The sequence below is a fragment of the Nonomuraea deserti genome, from assembly GCF_004348685.1.
Taxonomy (GTDB): domain Bacteria; phylum Actinomycetota; class Actinomycetes; order Streptosporangiales; family Streptosporangiaceae; genus Nonomuraea; species Nonomuraea deserti.
In genome coordinates this window covers 97201-114270 of record NZ_SMKO01000012.1, presented here as the reverse complement: position 1 = coordinate 114270, position 17070 = coordinate 97201, and the positions used below count along the sequence as shown (strand labels likewise).

Annotated in this window: 16 protein-coding genes and 1 pseudogene; 15 read left to right on the top strand and 2 right to left on the bottom strand. The window is 71.8% G+C overall.

The features are described from left to right. The 4 genes and pseudogenes from E1292_RS08005 to E1292_RS07990 all read left to right on the top strand — a co-directional run. Positions 1-570: pseudogene (locus tag E1292_RS08005) on the top strand (hypothetical protein); the annotation flags it as partial. Positions 571-710: 140 nt separating this feature from the next. Further along, complete coding sequence (locus E1292_RS08000) at positions 711-1535, top strand: glycoside hydrolase family 12 protein (RefSeq protein ID WP_132593563.1); 825 nt, start codon at positions 711-713, stop codon at positions 1533-1535. 60 nt (positions 1536-1595) lie between these two features. Continuing rightward, positions 1596-2006: a VOC family protein gene (locus E1292_RS07995; protein WP_132593561.1), complete on the top strand. Its 411-nt coding sequence runs from the start codon at positions 1596-1598 to the stop codon at positions 2004-2006. A 40-nt stretch (positions 2007-2046) separates the two neighbouring features. After that, on the top strand, positions 2047-2511 hold the full coding sequence (locus E1292_RS07990; protein WP_132593559.1) for a helix-turn-helix transcriptional regulator: 465 nt from the start codon (positions 2047-2049) through the stop codon (positions 2509-2511). A gap of 20 nt (positions 2512-2531) precedes the next feature. Here E1292_RS07990 and E1292_RS07985 read toward each other — a convergent pair whose 3' ends face one another. Then, on the bottom strand, positions 2532-3551 hold the full coding sequence (locus tag E1292_RS07985) for a serine hydrolase domain-containing protein (protein WP_132593557.1): 1020 nt from the start codon (positions 3549-3551) through the stop codon (positions 2532-2534). 216 nt (positions 3552-3767) lie between these two features. On the opposite strand from E1292_RS07985, the gene E1292_RS07980 reads away from it, so the two are divergent. The 10 genes from E1292_RS07980 (at position 3768) to E1292_RS07935 (ending at position 15841) form a co-directional block, all read left to right on the top strand. Beyond that, a complete protein-coding gene (locus E1292_RS07980; protein ID WP_132593555.1) occupies positions 3768-4574 on the top strand; it encodes an ABC transporter ATP-binding protein in 807 nt (268 codons plus the stop codon). Then, positions 4561-5268: an ABC transporter ATP-binding protein gene (locus tag E1292_RS07975; protein ID WP_132593553.1), complete on the top strand. Its 708-nt coding sequence runs from the start codon at positions 4561-4563 to the stop codon at positions 5266-5268. The genes E1292_RS07980 and E1292_RS07975 overlap by 14 nt, the downstream gene beginning before the upstream one ends. 38 nt (positions 5269-5306) lie before the next feature. Further along, positions 5307-6548 carry an ABC transporter substrate-binding protein gene (locus E1292_RS07970; protein WP_132593551.1) on the top strand — a complete coding sequence of 414 codons (1242 nt, stop codon included), beginning with the start codon at positions 5307-5309 and terminating at the stop codon, positions 6546-6548. Between the two features lie 9 nt (positions 6549-6557). Beyond that, positions 6558-7421 carry a branched-chain amino acid ABC transporter permease gene (locus E1292_RS07965; protein WP_132593549.1) on the top strand — a complete coding sequence of 288 codons (864 nt, stop codon included), beginning with the start codon at positions 6558-6560 and terminating at the stop codon, positions 7419-7421. Beyond that, positions 7418-8425, top strand: a complete 1008-nt coding sequence (locus E1292_RS07960; protein WP_220446724.1) for a branched-chain amino acid ABC transporter permease — start codon at positions 7418-7420, stop codon at positions 8423-8425. The genes E1292_RS07965 and E1292_RS07960 overlap by 4 nt, the downstream gene beginning before the upstream one ends. A 209-nt stretch (positions 8426-8634) precedes the next feature. Then, positions 8635-10518 (top strand): helix-turn-helix domain-containing protein, encoded by a 1884-nt coding sequence (locus E1292_RS07955; RefSeq protein ID WP_132593545.1) that lies wholly within the window; start codon positions 8635-8637, stop codon positions 10516-10518. A 196-nt stretch (positions 10519-10714) separates the two neighbouring features. After that, positions 10715-12226 carry an alpha/beta fold hydrolase gene (locus E1292_RS07950; protein WP_132593543.1) on the top strand — a complete coding sequence of 504 codons (1512 nt, stop codon included), beginning with the start codon at positions 10715-10717 and terminating at the stop codon, positions 12224-12226. A gap of 186 nt (positions 12227-12412) precedes the next feature. After that, complete coding sequence (locus E1292_RS07945) at positions 12413-13159, top strand: carotenoid biosynthesis protein (RefSeq protein ID WP_246089992.1); 747 nt, start codon at positions 12413-12415, stop codon at positions 13157-13159. Continuing rightward, positions 13147-14586, top strand: a complete 1440-nt coding sequence (locus E1292_RS07940) for a phytoene desaturase family protein (RefSeq protein WP_165974435.1) — start codon at positions 13147-13149, stop codon at positions 14584-14586. The genes E1292_RS07945 and E1292_RS07940 overlap by 13 nt, the downstream gene beginning before the upstream one ends. Before the next feature lie 91 nt (positions 14587-14677). Continuing rightward, on the top strand, positions 14678-15841 hold the full coding sequence (locus E1292_RS07935; RefSeq protein WP_246089991.1) for a glycosyltransferase family 2 protein: 1164 nt from the start codon (positions 14678-14680) through the stop codon (positions 15839-15841). Here the strand turns inward: E1292_RS07935 and E1292_RS07930 are convergent. Further along, complete coding sequence (locus E1292_RS07930; RefSeq protein ID WP_132593541.1) at positions 15792-16388, bottom strand: glycerol-3-phosphate acyltransferase; 597 nt, start codon at positions 16386-16388, stop codon at positions 15792-15794. The two genes, E1292_RS07935 and E1292_RS07930, sit on opposite strands and share 50 nt — an antisense overlap. Here E1292_RS07930 and E1292_RS07925 point away from each other — a divergent pair. Next, complete coding sequence (locus tag E1292_RS07925) at positions 16363-17067, top strand: spheroidene monooxygenase (protein WP_246089990.1); 705 nt, start codon at positions 16363-16365, stop codon at positions 17065-17067. The genes E1292_RS07930 and E1292_RS07925 overlap by 26 nt on opposite strands. Positions 17068-17070: the final 3 nt, after the last annotated feature.

The window sequence follows — 17070 nt, the reverse complement described above, 5'->3', positions numbered from 1 at the left end:
CCCGCCGCCGGGTTCACGGCGCCCGGCGCCCGCCCCGGGACCGAACGCTTCCTCCTCGACCCGCCCCCGGGCGTGACCGGCGTCTCGGTGGACGTCGCGGACGGCGTCGAATGTGTCGTGGACGGAGGCGAGCTGCGCGTGACCACGGTCCCCGGCCGGCAGTCGGGCGCCGCGTTCACCGGCCCCGTCCGCTTCACCTGCGGCCCCGGCCGGATGCCGCTCGGCGACTGGGAGGAGCACGGCCTGGCCGGCTACAGCGGCGGCGTGCGCTACCGCGCCACCGTCACCGCGCAGGCCGGGCCGGGCGAGCTCGACCTCGGTCGCGTCAGGGGCACGGCGGAGGTCACGGTGAACGGCCGCCCGTGCGGGATCAGGGTGTGCTCGCCGTACGTCTTCGACGTCGAGCTGGACGACGGTGACAATGCCGTCGAGGTCCTGGTGCTGGGCACGCTGGCGCCCTATTTCGACGAGATCAGTCCCACGCACTTCGTCTTCTCCGGCCAGCGCGTCACGGGCCTGTTCGGCCCCGTACGCCTGCGGGCGGCGATGGTGGAACCGCACACGCCCTGAGGCGGCCCTGCCCGGACGTGCTCTTCCGGCTGCGGCTCCGGCGACGATCGCGAAGGCGCGGGGTGAAAGTTTCACGTTGTTCCCGCCGCTTGACCTGTGGCGGTGAGGATTCCTTGCCGGCCGGTGTTTCCTCCGGCCGGATGCGGCCTTACGGTGACCCCACTTCCCGTCGGAACCGGTCACGGCAGCGCCGGTTTTGTCGAAGCGCTTCGACGCACCGGTTTCGACAAGGCGCCGCCTGCCATCGGCGGACAACAGCGGAAAGGGAGATCATGCTCAGGACGCTCCGCCTCTTCGTCCCGGTGTCCGTGCTCGTCGCGCTCCTCGGAGTGCTCGCCCAGCCGGCCCAGGCCGCCGTCTGGTCCTCGTCGGACCAGTGGGGCACCTGGACCAACGGCGGCTACACCCTCTACAACAACATCTGGGGCAGCGGCGCCGGCCCGCAGACCATCTGGGCGAACTCGTACGGCGACTGGGGGGTCTGGGCGAACCACCCCAACACCGGCGGCGTCAAGTCCTACCCCAACGCCACGAAGAACGTGAACCGGCGGCTCAGCGCTCTCCGCAGCGTGACCAGCAGCTTCAACGTCACCGTGCCGAGCGCCGGCGCCTACGCGAGCGCGTACGACATCTGGTGCGACGGCCACACCTACGAGATCATGCTCTGGATGAACAAGTACGGCCCGGTGGGCCCGCTCGGGTCGTGGCAGGCCGGAGCCTCGGTGGGCGGCCACAGCTGGGACGTCTACCGCGGCTCCAACGGGTCCAACGAGGTGTTCTCCTTCATCCGGCGGGGCAACGCCACCTCGGGAACCGTCGACATCAAGGCGGTCCTGGACTGGATCAGGGCCAGGAACTGGTTCGGCGACGTGACGGTCGGCGACGTCCAGTTCGGCTACGAGATCACGTCGTCCAGCGGCGGGATGGACTTCCGTACCAACGGCTTCTCCGTGTCGGCGAGCTGACCACGGGGCCGGTCAGGATCGGAGAAGCGCCGGTCGTCGGGCCGCGGTTAACGTGGCGGTATGGACGTCACCATTCACACGACCTTCCTGCCGCACGACGACCCGGAGGCCTCCCTGGCCTTCTACCGCGACAGCCTAGGCTTCGAGGTGCGCAGCGACGTCGGGCAGGGCAAGATGCGCTGGATCACGGTCGGCCCTCCCGGCCAGCCGGGCACGTCCATCCTCCTGGCGCCGCCGGCCGCCGACCCCGGCATCACCGAGGACGAGCGCCGCACCATCCTCGAGATGATGGCCAAGGGCACCTACGGCTGGATCCTGCTGGCCACCCGGGACCTCGACGGCCTCTTCGAGAAGGTGCAGGCCGGCGACGCCGAGGTCGTCCAGGAGCCGACGGAGCAGTCGTACGGTGTCCGCGACTGCGCCTTCCGCGATCCCGCGGGCAACCTGGTCCGCATCCAGGAGCTCCGCTGAGCCCGTCTCGCTCTCAGGAATCGACGAAAGGGGTTGTCTCATGTGCCATCCCGCATGGGGGCGCGCTCTCACCGCGGCGGTACGCCTGAAGGACCTCGCGCGACTGCGCCGCGTTCGCGACCGCATCGACAGGGAGTACGCGCAGCCGCTGAACGTCGAGGCGCTCGCCCGCGGCGTGCACATGTCGGCCGGGCACCTCAGCCGCCAGTTCCGGCTCGCGTACGGCGAGTCGCCGTACGCCTACCTGATGACGCGCCGCATCGAGCGGGCGATGGCGCTGCTGCGCCGTGGCGACCTCAGCGTCACCGAGGTCTGCTTCGCGGTCGGCTGCTCGTCGCTGGGCACCTTCAGCACCCGCTTCACCGAGCTGGTCGGCATGCCGCCCAGCGACTACCAGCGCCGCGCGGCGGGTGTCGTGGCGGGGCTGCCTTCGTGCGTGGCGAAGCAGGTGACGCGGCCGGTCAGGAGCCGGGTGTCGGCGGTCGCCGAGCCGCAGCCGGCCTGAGCCACGGACGCGGCGCGCGGTCAGAAGTACAGCGAGCCGTAGTCCACCGAGGGCCACGTGGCGATGTTGTCGGCCACGTCGTACAGGAGGTCGCCGATGACGTCGAAGGCGGGCCCCGCACCCTCGTCGCGGCGGTTGAAGCAGGCGGCGTAGGTGACCCCGTCGTACCTCCTGACGAGGTAGGTGTAGGTGCCGGCCAGGCCTCCGGTGTGCCAGGTGTTGTACCCGCCGTTCTTCTCGCGGACGTACCAGCCGGCGCCGTACCAGGAGCCGGAGGAGAACGTGCCCCACTCGGGCCTGGCGAAGGCCCGGGAGATCGACCGTGAGTCCAGCACGTTCGCGGCCGAGGGCACGTCGAAGACCCGCTCGAACCTGACGAGGTCCATGGCGGTGGCCACCCAGCCGCCGCTGGCGTCCTTGTTGTCCATGTTGAACCCGCCGTACGGGCGCGGGACCTTCGCGCCGGACTCGTCGAGCACGGTCGTGGCGGTGTAGCGCGACTCGTAGGGCACCTCGCCCGGGGTGTCGGCCTTCAGCGTGCGGCCCAGCCGCATGCGGGTGATCCCGAGCGGGGCGAGCAGCCTGCCGGTGACGTACGACCCGTAGCTCTGGCCCGTGATCGCCTCGATCACCCGGCCGAGCAGCAGGTAGCCGTAGTTGCAGTAGGCGAACCTGGAGCCGGGCGCGAAGTCGAGGGGCAGGCCCGTCATGTAGGTCATCATGTCGGCCTTGTCGTTCGGCAGGCCGGTGCCGAGAGTGTCGGCGATCTTGTGCTCGATGACGCCGGGGTCGTCGGAGATCTCGCGGTCCCAGCCTCCGGAGTGCTGCAGCAGCCGCCACATGGTCACGTTCGCCAGCCGCGCGTCCGCCTGCCTGCCGGCCATCGGTTCGAGGTCCAGCAGGCTTGTCACCGGGGTGCCGAGGTTCAGTCTCCCCTCCTGCGCCAGCCGAAGGACGGCGGTCGTGCCGCTCCCACTCCGATCGGCGCGACCAGGGCGGCCTTCAGCACGTCTCGACGATTCAGCACCATGGGCCCCGATCGGTAGTCACGTTCAGGATGGGACGCATGCTACTTATGGGGCGCTTGGGAGCGAAGGTGATTGATCTCGCGGTGGCCCGATGTGTGCCAGCTCATAGTGGGCTGCCGGAATGTGTGTCCGCCTCACCTGGTCCACCGGCCCGGCTGCCACTTAGCGTTCACGGTTACGGCGGCCTGATGGTGACTCGGGTCACGTCATGACGCGCGAGGAGGGCGCATGGGAGCAGATCCGGTGGGGAGCGGGCAGGGCGCCGCCCCGGGCGGATCCGTCCCCGTCCTGAAGGTGCGCGGGCTGAGCAGGGAGTTCCGCGGCTTCCTCGCCGTGGACGGCGTGGACCTGGACGTGGCCGAGGGCAGCGTGCACGCGCTGGTGGGACCCAACGGCGCAGGCAAGACCACCCTGTTCAACCTGCTCACCGGATTCCTGAAGCCGACCGCGGGCAGCGTGCTGCTGGCGGGCGGCCGGGAGCTGGCCGGGCGCAACCCCGAGGCGATCACCCGGCTGGGCGTGGCGCGCTCGTTCCAGATCACCAGCCTGTTCGCCGAGCTGACCCCGCACCAGCACGTGGAGCTGGCACTGGCCAGCCCCACCGGTCTGGGCTGGCAGTTCTGGCGTTCCGACCGGGCGCTGGCCCGCTTCGCGGAGCGCGCGGAGGAACTGCTCGACCAGGTCGGCTTGTCCGGCCACGGCGACGTCCCGGCGGGTTCGCTGCCGTACGGGAGCAAACGCGCGCTGGAGCTGGCGCTCGCCCTGGCCCTGGACCCCAAGGTGCTCCTGCTCGACGAGCCGACCGCCGGGATGGGCGTGGAGGACGTCGACCGTACCAGCGAGCTCATCCGCAAGATCCGCGCGGGCCGCACCGTGGTCCTGGTCGAGCACAACATGAACGTGGTGGCCAGCCTCGCCGACCGGGTGACCGTCCTGCAGCACGGCAAGGTGCTGGCCGAAGGCCCGTACGCCGAGATCCGCCACGACCCGCGGGTTATCACCGCCTACCTCGGAGACTCCCATGCTGCGCGTTGACCGGCTGTCGGCCTGGTACGGCGAGGCGCAGGCCCTGCGCGAGGTGTCGATGCGGGTCGACGAGGGCGAGATCGTCACGCTGGTGGGCCGCAACGGCGCGGGCAAGACCACGCTGCTGCGCTGCCTGATGGGACTGCACGGCTCGTACGGCAGGACCACGGGCACGGTCTCGCTGGCCGACGAGGACATCACCGGCCTGGCCCCGCACCGCAGGGCCCGCCGCGGCCTGGGCTTCGTCCCCGACGACCGGGGCGTGTACGCCACCTTGTCGGTGGAGGAGAACCTGCTGCTCCCGCCCGTGACCAAGGGGAGCCAGGAGCCGTGGTCGCTCAAGCGGGTGTACGAGACGTTCCCGCCGCTGCGCGAGCGGCGCCGGTTCCCCGGGACGAAGTTGTCGGGCGGTGAGCAGCAGATGCTCGCGCTGGCTCGCGTGCTGCGGACGGGTGCCCGGCTGCTGCTGTGCGACGAGCCCACCGAGGGCCTGTCGCCGCTGATCGTCCAGCAGATCGGCGAGATCCTCCGCGAGGTCAAGGCGGCCGGGGTGACCGTGCTGCTCATCGAGCAGAACGTGCACTTCGCCGCGACCGTCGCCGACCGCCACTATCTGCTCGCCGAGGGCCGGATCGTCGAGTCGCTGGACAACGACCAGGTCCGCGAGCGCGAGCACGAGCTGCTCGAGTACCTCGGAATCTGACGACCACCACCCCGCCGGGAAACAGAGGAGATGCCTGAATGAGAGTCACAGGCTGGAGCGGCTGCCTGGCCGCCACGGGGCTGCTGCTGGCCGGGTGCGGAGGCGGGCCGGGCGGCGGCGACGAGAAGATCAGCGACGGCAAGGTGGTGCTGGCCGTGCTGAACGACCAGTCGGGCATCTACGCCGACACCTCGGGGCGTCAGACGATCGAGGCCGTCAAGATGGCGGTGGCCGACTTTCAGGCGAAATATGGCGACAAGGCGGCGGCCAAGACGATCGAGGTGAAGGACGCCGACCACCAGAACAAGCCGGAGATCGCCAACTCCAAGGCGCAGGAGCTCTACGACCGGCAGCAGGCCGACGTGATCCTCGACGTGCCGACCTCCTCGGCCGCGTTCGCCGTCGCCACCATCGCCAAGAACAAGAAGAAGGTGTTCATCGACGTCGGCGCCGCCAGCACCGAGCTGGAAGGCAAGCAGTGCAACAAGTACACCTTCCACTACGGCTACAACAGCTACATGCTGGCCCACGGCACCGGCACCGAGGTCACCAAGGACGGCTCCAAGAACTGGTACATCGTCTACCCCGACTACGCGTTCGGGCAGGACATGGAGAAGACCTTCAGCACGGCGATCAACGCGGCCGGCGGCACCGTGGTCGAGTCCGACCCGACGCCGTTCCCCAACGACAACTTCTCCACGTTCCTGCTCAAGGCGCCGAACCTCGACCCCAAGCCGCAGGTCATCGGCACGATGCAGGCCGGCGGTGACCTGGTCAACCTGGTGAAGCAGTACAACGAGTACAAGCTGCGCGACAAGGGCGTCGGTCTGGCGGTCGGGCTGCTGGCGCTCAGCGACATCCACTCGCTCGGACCGGACGCCCTGGCCGGGACCCGCTACACCGACATGTGGTACTGGAACGCCGACGAGAAGTCGCGCGCCTGGGCCGACAGGTTCCACGCCAAGACCGGCAAGCGGCCCACCGCCAACATGGCGGCCAACTACTCGGCCGCCCTGCAGTACCTGGAGGCCGTGCAGCGCGGGGGCACCGACAACTCCGACGAGGTGGTCAAGCAGCTCGAAGGCCACAAGATCGAGGACATGTTCGCCCGCAACGGCACCATCCGCGCCCAGGACCACCTGCTGCTGCACGACGCCTACCTGTCGCAGGTCAAGCCGTCCAGCGAGGTCAAGGAGCCGTGGGACTACGTGAAGGTCCTCAAGACCATCCCGGCGTCGGAGGCGTTCCAGCCGCAGCCCGACCCCGCCTGCAAGCTGTAGGCGGCCGGCGTGCTCCAGCAGGCGTTCAACGGGCTGGTGGGCGGGGCCTTCTACGCTCTGCTCGCCCTCGGCCTGTCCGTCATCTTCGGGATGCTCGGCGTGGTCAACCTGGCCCACGGCGCGTTCTACATGCTCGGCGCCTTCGGGGCGTTCGTCGCGCTCGACTCGTTCGGCCTGAACTTCTGGCTGTCCCTGCTGCTGGTGCCGCCGCTGCTGGGCGTCGCGGGGATCGTGCTGGAACGGCTGTTCATCCGGCGGCTGACGCCGCTCGACCCCCTCTACAACTTCCTGTTCACGTTCGGTCTCGCGCTCATCCTGCAGGACCTGGTGAAGCGGGAGTACGGGGTGAGCTCACAGCCGTACCCGAGGCCGCCGGCCCTGGACGGCACGGTCGACCTGGGGCTGTTCACCTACCCCGCCTACCAGGTGTTCGTGCTGGGGGTGTCGGTGCTGATGTGCGTCGTCGTGTGGGTGGTGCTCACGCGTACCCGCGTCGGGATGATCGTCCGGGCCGCGACCGAGCGGCCCGAGCTGACCGGGGCGCTCGGCATCGACGTCGGCCGGTGGGTGACCCCGGTGTTCGGCTTCGGGATCGCGCTGGCCGCGTTCGCCGGGGTGCTGGCCGCGCCGATGCGGGCGGTCAACCCGCTCATGGGCGCCGACCTCATCATCACCGTCTTCGCGGTCGTGGTGATCGGCGGTCTCGGCTCGGTGTTCGGCTCGGTCGCCGCGGGCTTCGCCGTCGGGCTGGTGTCGGCCCTCGGCAACCTGTACGTGCCGGCGCTCTCCCAGATCCTGGTGTTCATCCTCATGGCCGTCGTGCTGCTGTGGCGCCCGGCCGGGCTGTTCGGACGCGAGGAGGCGTTCCGGTGATCCTGACCAGGCTGGCCCGCTCGGGCCGGGGCGGATGGCTGCTCCTGGCGGCCGGGCTCGTCGCCGCCTTCGCCCTGCCCTGGCTGATCTACCCGCCGGTGGCGCTCGACATCGCCTGCTGGGCGCTGTTCGCCGCGGCGGTGGACCTGCTGCTGGGCTTCACCGGGCTGCTGTCGTTCGGGCACGCCGCGTTCTGGGGCGGGTCGGCCTACTGCACCGGCCTGATCGCGCTGCACACCGGGCTGCCGTTCCCGGTCGCGATCGCGGGCGGCGCGGCGTTCACGGCACTGCTGGCGCTCCCGATCGGATTCCTGTCAGTACGGCTCAGCGGCATCTATTTCGCCATGGTCACCCTGGCCTTCGCCCAGATGATCTATTTCGTCGCCAACCAGTGGCGGGACGTCACGGGCGGGGAGAACGGCCTGCAGGGGATCCCCCGGGAGCTGTTCGGGCTCGACCTGTCCGACTCGTTCTTTTTCTACTACGCGGGCCTGCCGTTCGTGCTGGCCGGGCTGTTCGTCGCCTGGCGCATCGTGCGCTCGCCGTTCGGCCGGGTGCTGGTGTCCATCCGCGCCAACCCGGATCGGGCGCGCGCCCTCGGTTACCCGGTCGACCGCTACAAGCTGCAGGCCTTCGTCCTGTCCGCCGCGCTCGCCGGGACCGCCGGGGGAGTCTTCGCCATCGGCCACGGTTTCGCCTCGCTCGAGGGCGTCTACTGGACCACCTCCGGGCAGGCCGTGATGATGGTCATCCTCGGCGGGATCGGCACGCTGTGGGGCGGCGCCATCGGCGCGGCCCTGATCGTCCAGCTCCAGGACTTCCTGGCCACCGCCGGATTCGCCGAGACCGGGATCATCACCGGCTCGATCTTCATCGTGGTCGTGCTGCTGTTCCGCCGGGGCATCTGGGGAACGGCCCGCCACCTGCTGGCCGCCCGGCGTACGCCCGCCGCGCCCGCCGACGTGGCCGCCGAATCCAGGAAGTCGGTCGACACCCCGGCCTGACCGTGGAAGCCCACTCGTCGAGTGGGAACGCCCCGTGAAATCACCTATCTCCGCAGCCTGGTAATTCGCGATCCGCGGGACTTGACTAGTGCCCATTGTGGGAGCGCGAAAGCTACAACGATGGGCAAGTCATCGATCACGCGGCGATCGACGGCGTCGGCACCGGCTGACGAGTCCTGCGGACGTGCCGTGGTGACGGGAGCAAGGGTGTGAACAGGCGCAGTTTCCTCCAGCTTCTCGTGGACGGGGCCCCGCTGCCCCACTACGACGAGGTCCTGCACGACGCGGTGGCGGGCGCCGCCTCACCCGCCGAGATAGCGGATCTGCAGGGCGAGCACACGCTCGCGCTCCAACTCCGCGACATGCTGGAGAAGCGGCGCAGCCGCCACGAACAGCAGCGTGCGCTGGTCGAGTGCGCGAAGGAACTGGCGGAGGACCGCAGCGACCCCGACAAGATCCTCAGCCTGATCGTGAACCAGGCACAGCGGCTGCTCGGCTGCGACATGGCCTACCTGAGCCTCAACGACAACGAGGGCCGGGCGACCTGCATGCAGGTGATGGTCGGCGCGACCTCCTCGGCGTGGAAGGACGTCAGGATCCCGTTCGGGATCGGCATCGGCGGCAGGGTCGCCGCCACGGGCACGCCGTTCTCGACGCCCGACTACTTCAGCGACGAACGGCTGACGCACGATCCGGAGGTCGACACCTCGGTCAGGGCGGAGCGGCAGGTGTCGATCGTCGGCGTGCCGCTGCGCACCAGCGCCGTCATCGGGGTGCTGTTCGCCGCCAACCGCACGCCGGGGTGGTTCTCCCACGACGCCATCGCTCTCCTGGGCTCCTTCGCCACCCTCGCCGCGACCGCCATCGAGCAGGCGCGGTCGAGGCACGACCAGGAGCAGACCCTGGCGGCGCTCCGGCGGGAGAACGAGGCCCTGCGGCAACGTACGGTCGACCAGGAAAGGGCGGTCGCGGCGCACGACCAGAGCATGGCCATCGTGCTCCGGGGCGGCGGCGTGCAGGAGGTCGTGGCCGCGGCGGGCGATCAGCTCGGTGGCGTGCTCGCCATCTTCGACGAGTTCGAGACGCCCGTCGCCTGGACCCCGGGTGCGTCCCATGAGGTGCTGCGGGCGATGTCCGCCGCGGCGGGCGGCGCCGCGGGCCGGTCCGCCGTCGCCCACGACGGGACGTACTGGGTCACCGGTCTCGTCGCCGGCACCGAGAACCTCGGCACCCTGGTCTGGGGCCCGCCGACTGCGCCCGTGGGCGACCTGGACAGGCGGCTGCTCGCCAGGGCGGCCGTCGTCGCATCGTTGCTCCAGCTGTTCAGCCGCAACCTCGCCGCCGCGGAGGCCAGGGTGCGCGGCGAGTTGCTGGACGACCTCCTCACGCCCACTCCCCGCACGTACTCGTCACTGGCCGAGCGGGCCCTGCGGATCGGCTACCAGCCCCAGAAGCGGCACGCCGTCGTCGTCGCGCACATCCGGGCGGAGAACCGGCAGAGCCTCGCCTCGGTGGCGTCCGACCTCGCGGCCGCCCGCGACGGTCTGAGCACGGTGCGGGACGGCCAGGCGATCCTGGTCGTCCCGTCCGACGACCCGTCGCTGACGGGACGCCAGATAGCACGCTCGATGACCACGCGGCTGGGGTCGCCGGTCACCGTCGGCGCCGCGGGACCGGTCGACGACCCGGCCGACCTGCCCAGCGCCTACGCGGAGGCGCTGGCCTGCGTACAGGCCCTGCTCCGGCTCGAACGGGTGGGAGCCGCCGCCACGGCCGACGACCTGGGGTACGCCGGACTGCTGCTCGGCGACGGCGCGTCCGCGGTGCGCTTCGTGGAACGCACGCTCGGGCCGGTCATCCGGCACGACGAACAGCGGTCCACCGCGCTGATGGAGACGCTCGGAACGTACTTCGCCACCGGGCAGAGCCTGGTCGCCAGCGCCAAACGGCTGCACATCCACCCGAACACCGTCACCCAGCGCCTCGACCGGGTCAGACGTCTCCTCGGCATGGACTGGAACAGCCCGGATCACACGCTGGAAGTGCAGCTGGCGCTGCGGTTGCACCGGCTCCGCCGCGAACTCGACGACTGACGCGCCGGTCGCGGCGGCGGGCGGAAACGGCAAGGAAACAGCCGGCAGTGCATAAAGGAGCGTAACCGCCGAAAACCCGGCATCACGCGCGGCCCTCCTGGCCCCGCCGGGTCACCCTCCGCCGAAAGGACCTCGTTCAGTGAAGCGTGCGACAGCGGCCCGCGCGGGCAGCGGACTACTCTCAGGATCCCTGCTGATGAGCTCCCTCACGGTCGGCATGCCGGCCGCTGCCGCCGCCGGCTCCGCACCGAGGCCCTCATCCATCACCTGGCAGAAATGTCAGGAATTCTCCGACGAGGACCTCCGCAAGCAGGGCCTCAAGGAGGACCAGTTCGCCGAGTTCAGGCGGCTGCTCGCCCGTACGGACTGCGGCACGATCCGCGTCCCCCAGGACTACGGCGACCCGGACGGGAAGCAGATCACCGTGGCCCTGACCAGGTTGAAGGCCTCCGACCAGAAGAACCGCCTGGGCAGCATCGCGCTCAACCCGGGAGGTCCGGGCGGCTCCGGCTACCTGATGTCCATCAATCTCGCGATGAGGGGCGCCAAGGAACTCACCGAGCGCTACGACCTGATCGGGATCGACCCGCGCGGCATCGGCCGCAGCACCAAGGTCACCTGCCCCGACATCCCGCGCGGCACGCCCGCGCCGGGGCCGATCACCGAGGAGCACGCAGAAAAGGCCTACGCCGACATGGTCGCCTGGAGCAAGCAGTGCGTCCAGCGGGACCCCGCGTTCCTCAGGCAGCTCACCACCCCGAACGTGGCCCGTGACATCGACCGGATCCGCGCCGCCCTGCACGAGCGGAAGATCAGCTACTTCGGCGTCTCCTGGGGCACGTGGCTCGGCGCCGTCCTGCGGACCATGTACCCCACCAGGGTCGACCGGATGTGGCTGGACAGCGTGACCCCACCCGACATCTGGAAGGGCTTCTGGACGAAGACCCACACCGACGCCGTCGACCGCAACTTCCGGCGCATGGCCGCATGGATGGCCGAGCGCGACGACACCTACGGGCTCGGCACGTCGGAACGGCAGGTGGTGTCCGCGGTGGAGGACATGGTCAAGCGGTACGACGCCGAACCGCTGACCTTCACCGACATCGACCTCACCGTGGACGGCGGGCTGATCTCCCGGGCCGCCGGCCGGCCCAGCGGCCAGTGGCCCAGGATGGCCCAGGTGCTCAAGGAACTCGCCGACGCCAAGGGCCCGGCCGCGCCACCGGCGGTCAAGGAGGCGTTCGGCAAGCCGGGCGAGGGCGAGGGCGGGGGCGGCGACAACGACAGGACGGCCGCCCGCGCCTTCCACTGCAACGAGGATCCGACCGCGAGCACGTTCAAGCCGAACTGGCAGGCCTACCAGCAGCGTCTCAAGCACTATCCGGTGACCGGCCGGACGAGCAACTTCGTGCACAACTGCGCGGGGTGGCCGTTGCCGGCGAAGACGCCGAAGGTGCGGCCCACCGGCGGCTCGCTGATCTTGTCGGGCCACCGCTACGAGACCGTGACACCGTACGAGTGGGCGCGCGACATGCGCGCGGCCATCGGGGGAACCCTGGCGACCATCGAAGACGACGTCCACGGCTCAGCCCCCCAGGTGCCCGGCTGTGCCGAGAAGATGGTCGACTACTTCGAGACCGGCAAGCGCACCACCACGTGCCCGGGCAAGCCGGCGCCCACCACGGCCGGGACCCCCGGCCGCGGCTGACCCCCGGGATCGGCTCTCCACGGCCGACCGGCCCCTCCGGCTTGCGGGCGAGCACGGCGGAGGGAGAGCGAATCTTGTCCTGATGCTCGGACGGCCGTGAGGCTCGCTTGGTACGCGCCCGGGCACGTGCATCGTGAATGCGGCCGCTCCGGAAGACAGTGTGTGGAACAGACGCCAGGCGAACGAGTGACGGGTGCGGCCCTCAGGCCGGCACGCGCGCTGGGCGTGCTGTCGCTGGCGGCCATGATGATCGTGCAGGTGGTGTCCGGGCTGGACGCGCGGCCGGAGCGGTACACCGGGCTGATCGTGGTGCTGCTGGCGGCGTGTGCCGTGGCCTTCGCGGCGGACGCGTGGGGGACGGCCAGGGCGGTGGCCGTGTTCGGCGCGGCGGTGCTCACCGGTTACGCGGCCGAGGTGAGCGGGGTGCTGACCGGATTCCCGTTCGGCGCCTACCGGTACAGCGACGTGCTGTGGCCGCAGGTGGGCGGCGTCCCCGTGGTGGTGGCGCTGGCCTGGGGCGGCATGGGGCTGGCGGCGTACGCGGTGGCGGCCGCCGTCGCGCCCGCCGGGAGGTGGGCGCGGGCCCTCGCGGGCGCGGGCGCGCTGACGGCGTGGGACCTGTTCCTCGACCCGCAGATGGTCCGGCTCGGATTGTGGACGTGGGCGGAGGACGGCTCCTACCGGGGCATCCCGCTCAGCAACTTCGCGGGCTGGCTGCTGGTGTCGGCACTGGTCATGCTGGTCGTCGGACGCGTGTGCGGCGACGTCGAGCCGGGGCGAGGGCTGCTCGTGCTGTACACGGTCATGGCGGTGATGGAGACGGTCGCCTTCGCGGCGGTGTTCGAGCCGCCCGACCCGCTGGTGGCGGCCGCCGGAGGGATCACGATGGGCGCGTTCGCCGCGCTGGCCTGGAGGCGGTCATGGCAGAGGTGACGGTGATCGGCGGCGGCGTGGGCGGCATGGTGTGCGCGCTGCTGCTGGCCAGGCAGGGACACGAGACCCGGCTGTACGAGCAGTCCGCGCGGCTGGGCGGCAAGCTGGCCGAGCATCGCCGGGACGGGTTCGCCTTCTCCCTGGGACCTTCCCTGCTCACCATGCCGGAACTGTTCCGTGAGCTGGGGCTGGAGCGCGAACTCGTCGAGCCGGAGCTGCTGTGCCGCTACCGGTTCGCCGACGGCACGGTGCTGGACGCGCCGCGAGACCCGGAGCGGATGGCAGCCGAGGTGGAGCGGCTGGCCCCGGGGGAGGGGCGGAACTGGCGCGCCTTCCACGGCTGGGCGCGGGGCTGCCTGCGGGCGGCGAACCGGACGGTGTTCGCCGGGCCGCTGATCCGCCCGCCCGGCGGGGCCCGGCTGTCCGACCTGCTGGCCGTGGCGCCCGCGCGTACGCTGGACGGGCTGGCCCGCCGCTACTTCCGCGACGCCCGCCTGCGTCAGTACACCGGCCGCTACGCCACCTACGCCGGGTCGAGCCCGTACCGCGCGCCCGCCGCGCTGGGGTGCGTGCCGGCGCTGGAGCACGGCCAGGGTGTCTGGTACACGCGTGGCGGCCTCGCCCGGCTGGCCGACGACCTGGCCCTGTTGCTGAAAACGGCGGGTGTGCAGGTGTTCCTGTCGGAGCCCGTCGCCGCCGTCGAGGCCGGCGGTTCCCGGGTCACCGGGGTGCGGCTGGCGAGCGGAGAGCGCGTGCGGTCCGACGTCGTGGTGGCGAACACCGACGCCGCCGCCCTGTACGGGCGCCTGCTGCCGGATCGCCGGCGGCTGCGCCGCATCGCGCGGCTGGGGCCCTCGTCGTCCGCGCTGCTGCTGCTGGCCGGGGTGGAAGGCCGCACGCCGGGGCTGCCGCATCATTCGGTGCTGTTCTCGGCCGGCTACGAGCGGGAGTTCGCCGACATCTTCGACCGCGGGAGCCCGCCGCGCGACCCGACGATCTACGTCGGCTGCTCGGCCGTGGACGACCCCTCCCAGGCCCCGCCAGGCGCCGAGAACTGGACCGTGCTGGTCAACGTGCCCGCCCGCGATCCCGGCCGATGGCCGATCGGGGTGGAGGCGTACCGGGATCTCGTGCTGGAGCGGCTGGCCGAGCGCGGCCACGACCTGGCGGGCCGGCTGCGCTTCGTCGACGTCCTCACCCCGGCCGATCTGCGGGAACGCCACGGGTCCTGGGGCGGCGCCATCTACGGCAGCGCCTACCGGGGCAGGCTGGCGCCCTTCCTGCGCCCCGGCAACCGGGGGCCGCGCCGCGGCCTTTACCTGGTGGGCGGCTCGGCGCACCCGGGCGGCGGGCTGCCGATGGTGGCTCTGGGCGCGCGCATCGTGGCCGGGCTGGTCGCGCAGGACTTCCACGGCGGCACGCGGTGACGCGCTCACAGCCTCATGGAGTGCGTAGTGAGGCCGCCCGCAGCCGTAGGGAGTGCGTGCTGAGGCCGCTCGTAGCCGTAGGGAGTGCGTGGTGAGGCCGCTCACCGCGGCGCAGGGCGTGGCGGCGGCGGTCGTCGTCGCCAGGCTGGCGCGCGGCCGGCGGCGGCTGCCGCAGCTCCGGCCCCGCCTGGACGCGGGCATGACGATCTCCGTGGTGATCCCCGCCCGCGACGAGGCGGCCAGGATCGGGCCATGCCTGCGCGCCGTGCAGGAGGCCCCCGCCGTGACCGAGGTGATCGTCGTCGACGACGGCTCCCGCGACGGCACGGCCCAGGTGGCCGCGTCACTGGGAGCCAAGGTCGTCACCGCCGGACCGCTGCCCGCGGGGTGGGTGGGCAAGCAGTGGGCGCTGCGCCAGGGGATGGCCGCCGCCGGCGGCGAGGTCGTGGTGACACTCGACGCCGACGCCCGGCCCGCGCCCGGCCTGTTCGGCGCGTTGGCAGCCGCCTTGGAGCGGTACGACCTGGTGAGCGCCGGTCCCCGGTTCGTCTGCGACGGCGTACTGGAACAGGCGCTGCACGCTTCCATGCTGGCCACGCTGGTCTACCGGTTCGGGCCCATCGGCCCGCCGAGCCCGCCGCCGCCGCACCGCGTCGTCGCCAACGGCCAGTGCATGGCCTTCCGGCGGGCCCGGATGACCGAAGTCGATGGGTTCGCGCGGGTACGTGATCGGATGACCGACGATGTGGCGCTGGCCCGCTGCCTGGCCGGGCGAGGCTGGCAGGTGGGCTTCCTGGACGCGGGCGGCCTGCTGGAGGTGGACATGCACGACTCGGTCCGCGAGCTGTGGCGGGAGTGGGGCCGTTCGCTGCCGCTGCGGGACGTGACCGAGCCCGTCCGGCAGGCGGCCGACCTGGCCGTCGTCTGGCTGACCGGGGCGCTGCCCGTGCTCCGGCTGGCCGCCGGCCGTCCGGCCGCGCTGGACGTGGCGCTGCTGGGGATGCGGCTGCTGCTGGCGAAGGCGTTGCGGGGCAGCTACCGCGAACCGGGCGCGGGCGTGCTGCTGTCGCCGCTGCTCGATCCGGCGTCCGCGTTCCGGCTGACCCAGGCCACGCTGCGGCCCGTCCGGGCGTGGCGTGGCCGGACGTACCCGGAGGCCAGCGGCGGCGGGCGGCCAGCGCGGCAGGGCCGGACGTACCCGGAGGTCAGCGGCGGCGGGCGGCCAGCGCGGCCTGGCCGAAGCGCAGCCCGATGAGGCACATCAGCCCGCCGGTGGCCGCCACCACCTCCGCGGGCGCGAACAGCAGTTGCAGCACCGGCACGCCGAACACCGCCAGGCGCGCCCCCGCGGCGAACGAGCGCAGCGCCAGCGCCGTCACGAGCAGCGCGGCCACCGCCAGCACGAACGCCGGCGGGCAGATGACCGCGACGCCGCCGGCGAAGGTGAGGACGGAGCGGCCGCCCCGGAAGGCGGCGAAGACCGGCCACGCGTGCCCGGCCATGGCCGCCGCCACCGCCAGGTACACCGGCGCCACGCTCGCTCCCGTCACCACGCCGAGCGCGGTGGTGTGGCCGCCGCTGACCAGCAGCCCCGCCAGGGCCGCCAGCGTGCCCTTCAGGGTGTCGCCGGCGAACACCGGCACGGCCGCCCGCCGGCCGAGCTGCTCCTTGACGTTCCAGTACCCCGGGTTGCGGTCGCCGGCGTCGCGCGGATCGACACCGTGCCCGCCCGCCACCATGACCGCGACCGGCACCGAGCCGAGCAGGTAGCCGGCGGTGACCGCCACGAGCACCTCGACCATCGCCTCGTTCCACCTCGTCCGGTATGACAGCGCGGGCGCCATGAAGCACGTGGCCTTCGACCGGCCGCTGCTGCGGGGCGCCGGCGGGCTGCTGTTCTGGCGGCTGCTCGGCACCGGCCGGGGCCGCTCCATGTCGCTGGGAGCCGATCTGCGTCGGTGGGCGCTGTTCGCGGTCTGGCGCGGCGAGGACGACCTGGAGGAGTTCCTGCGCGCCTCGCCGATCGCCGCCCGCTGGCGCGCGGAGGCGTACGAGAGCTGGCACGTGCGGCTGGCCCCGTTGGCCTCGCGCGGCGCCTGGGCCGGCCGCGACCCGTTCGACGGCATGGCCGCCCGCCCCGGCGGCGGGAGAGGGCCGGTGGCGGTGCTCACCCGGGCGTCCATCCGGCCCGGCCGCCTGGTCGCCTTCTACCGGTCGGTGCCGCCGGTCGACGACCTGCTGCGGCGGCAGGACGGCTGCCTGGGCTCGATCGGCATGGGGGAGTGGCCGCTGGCCCGGCAGGCTACCTTCTCGTTGTGGCGGGACCAGGAGGCGGTGCGCGCCTTCGCCTACCGGGACGGGGCACATCGGCGGGTCATCCAGCGCGTACGGGCGCACAACTGGTACGCCGAGGAGCTGTTCGCCCGCTTCACCCCCTACGCCAGCGAGGGAACCTGGGATGGCGCCGACCCGCTGCGCTGAGCG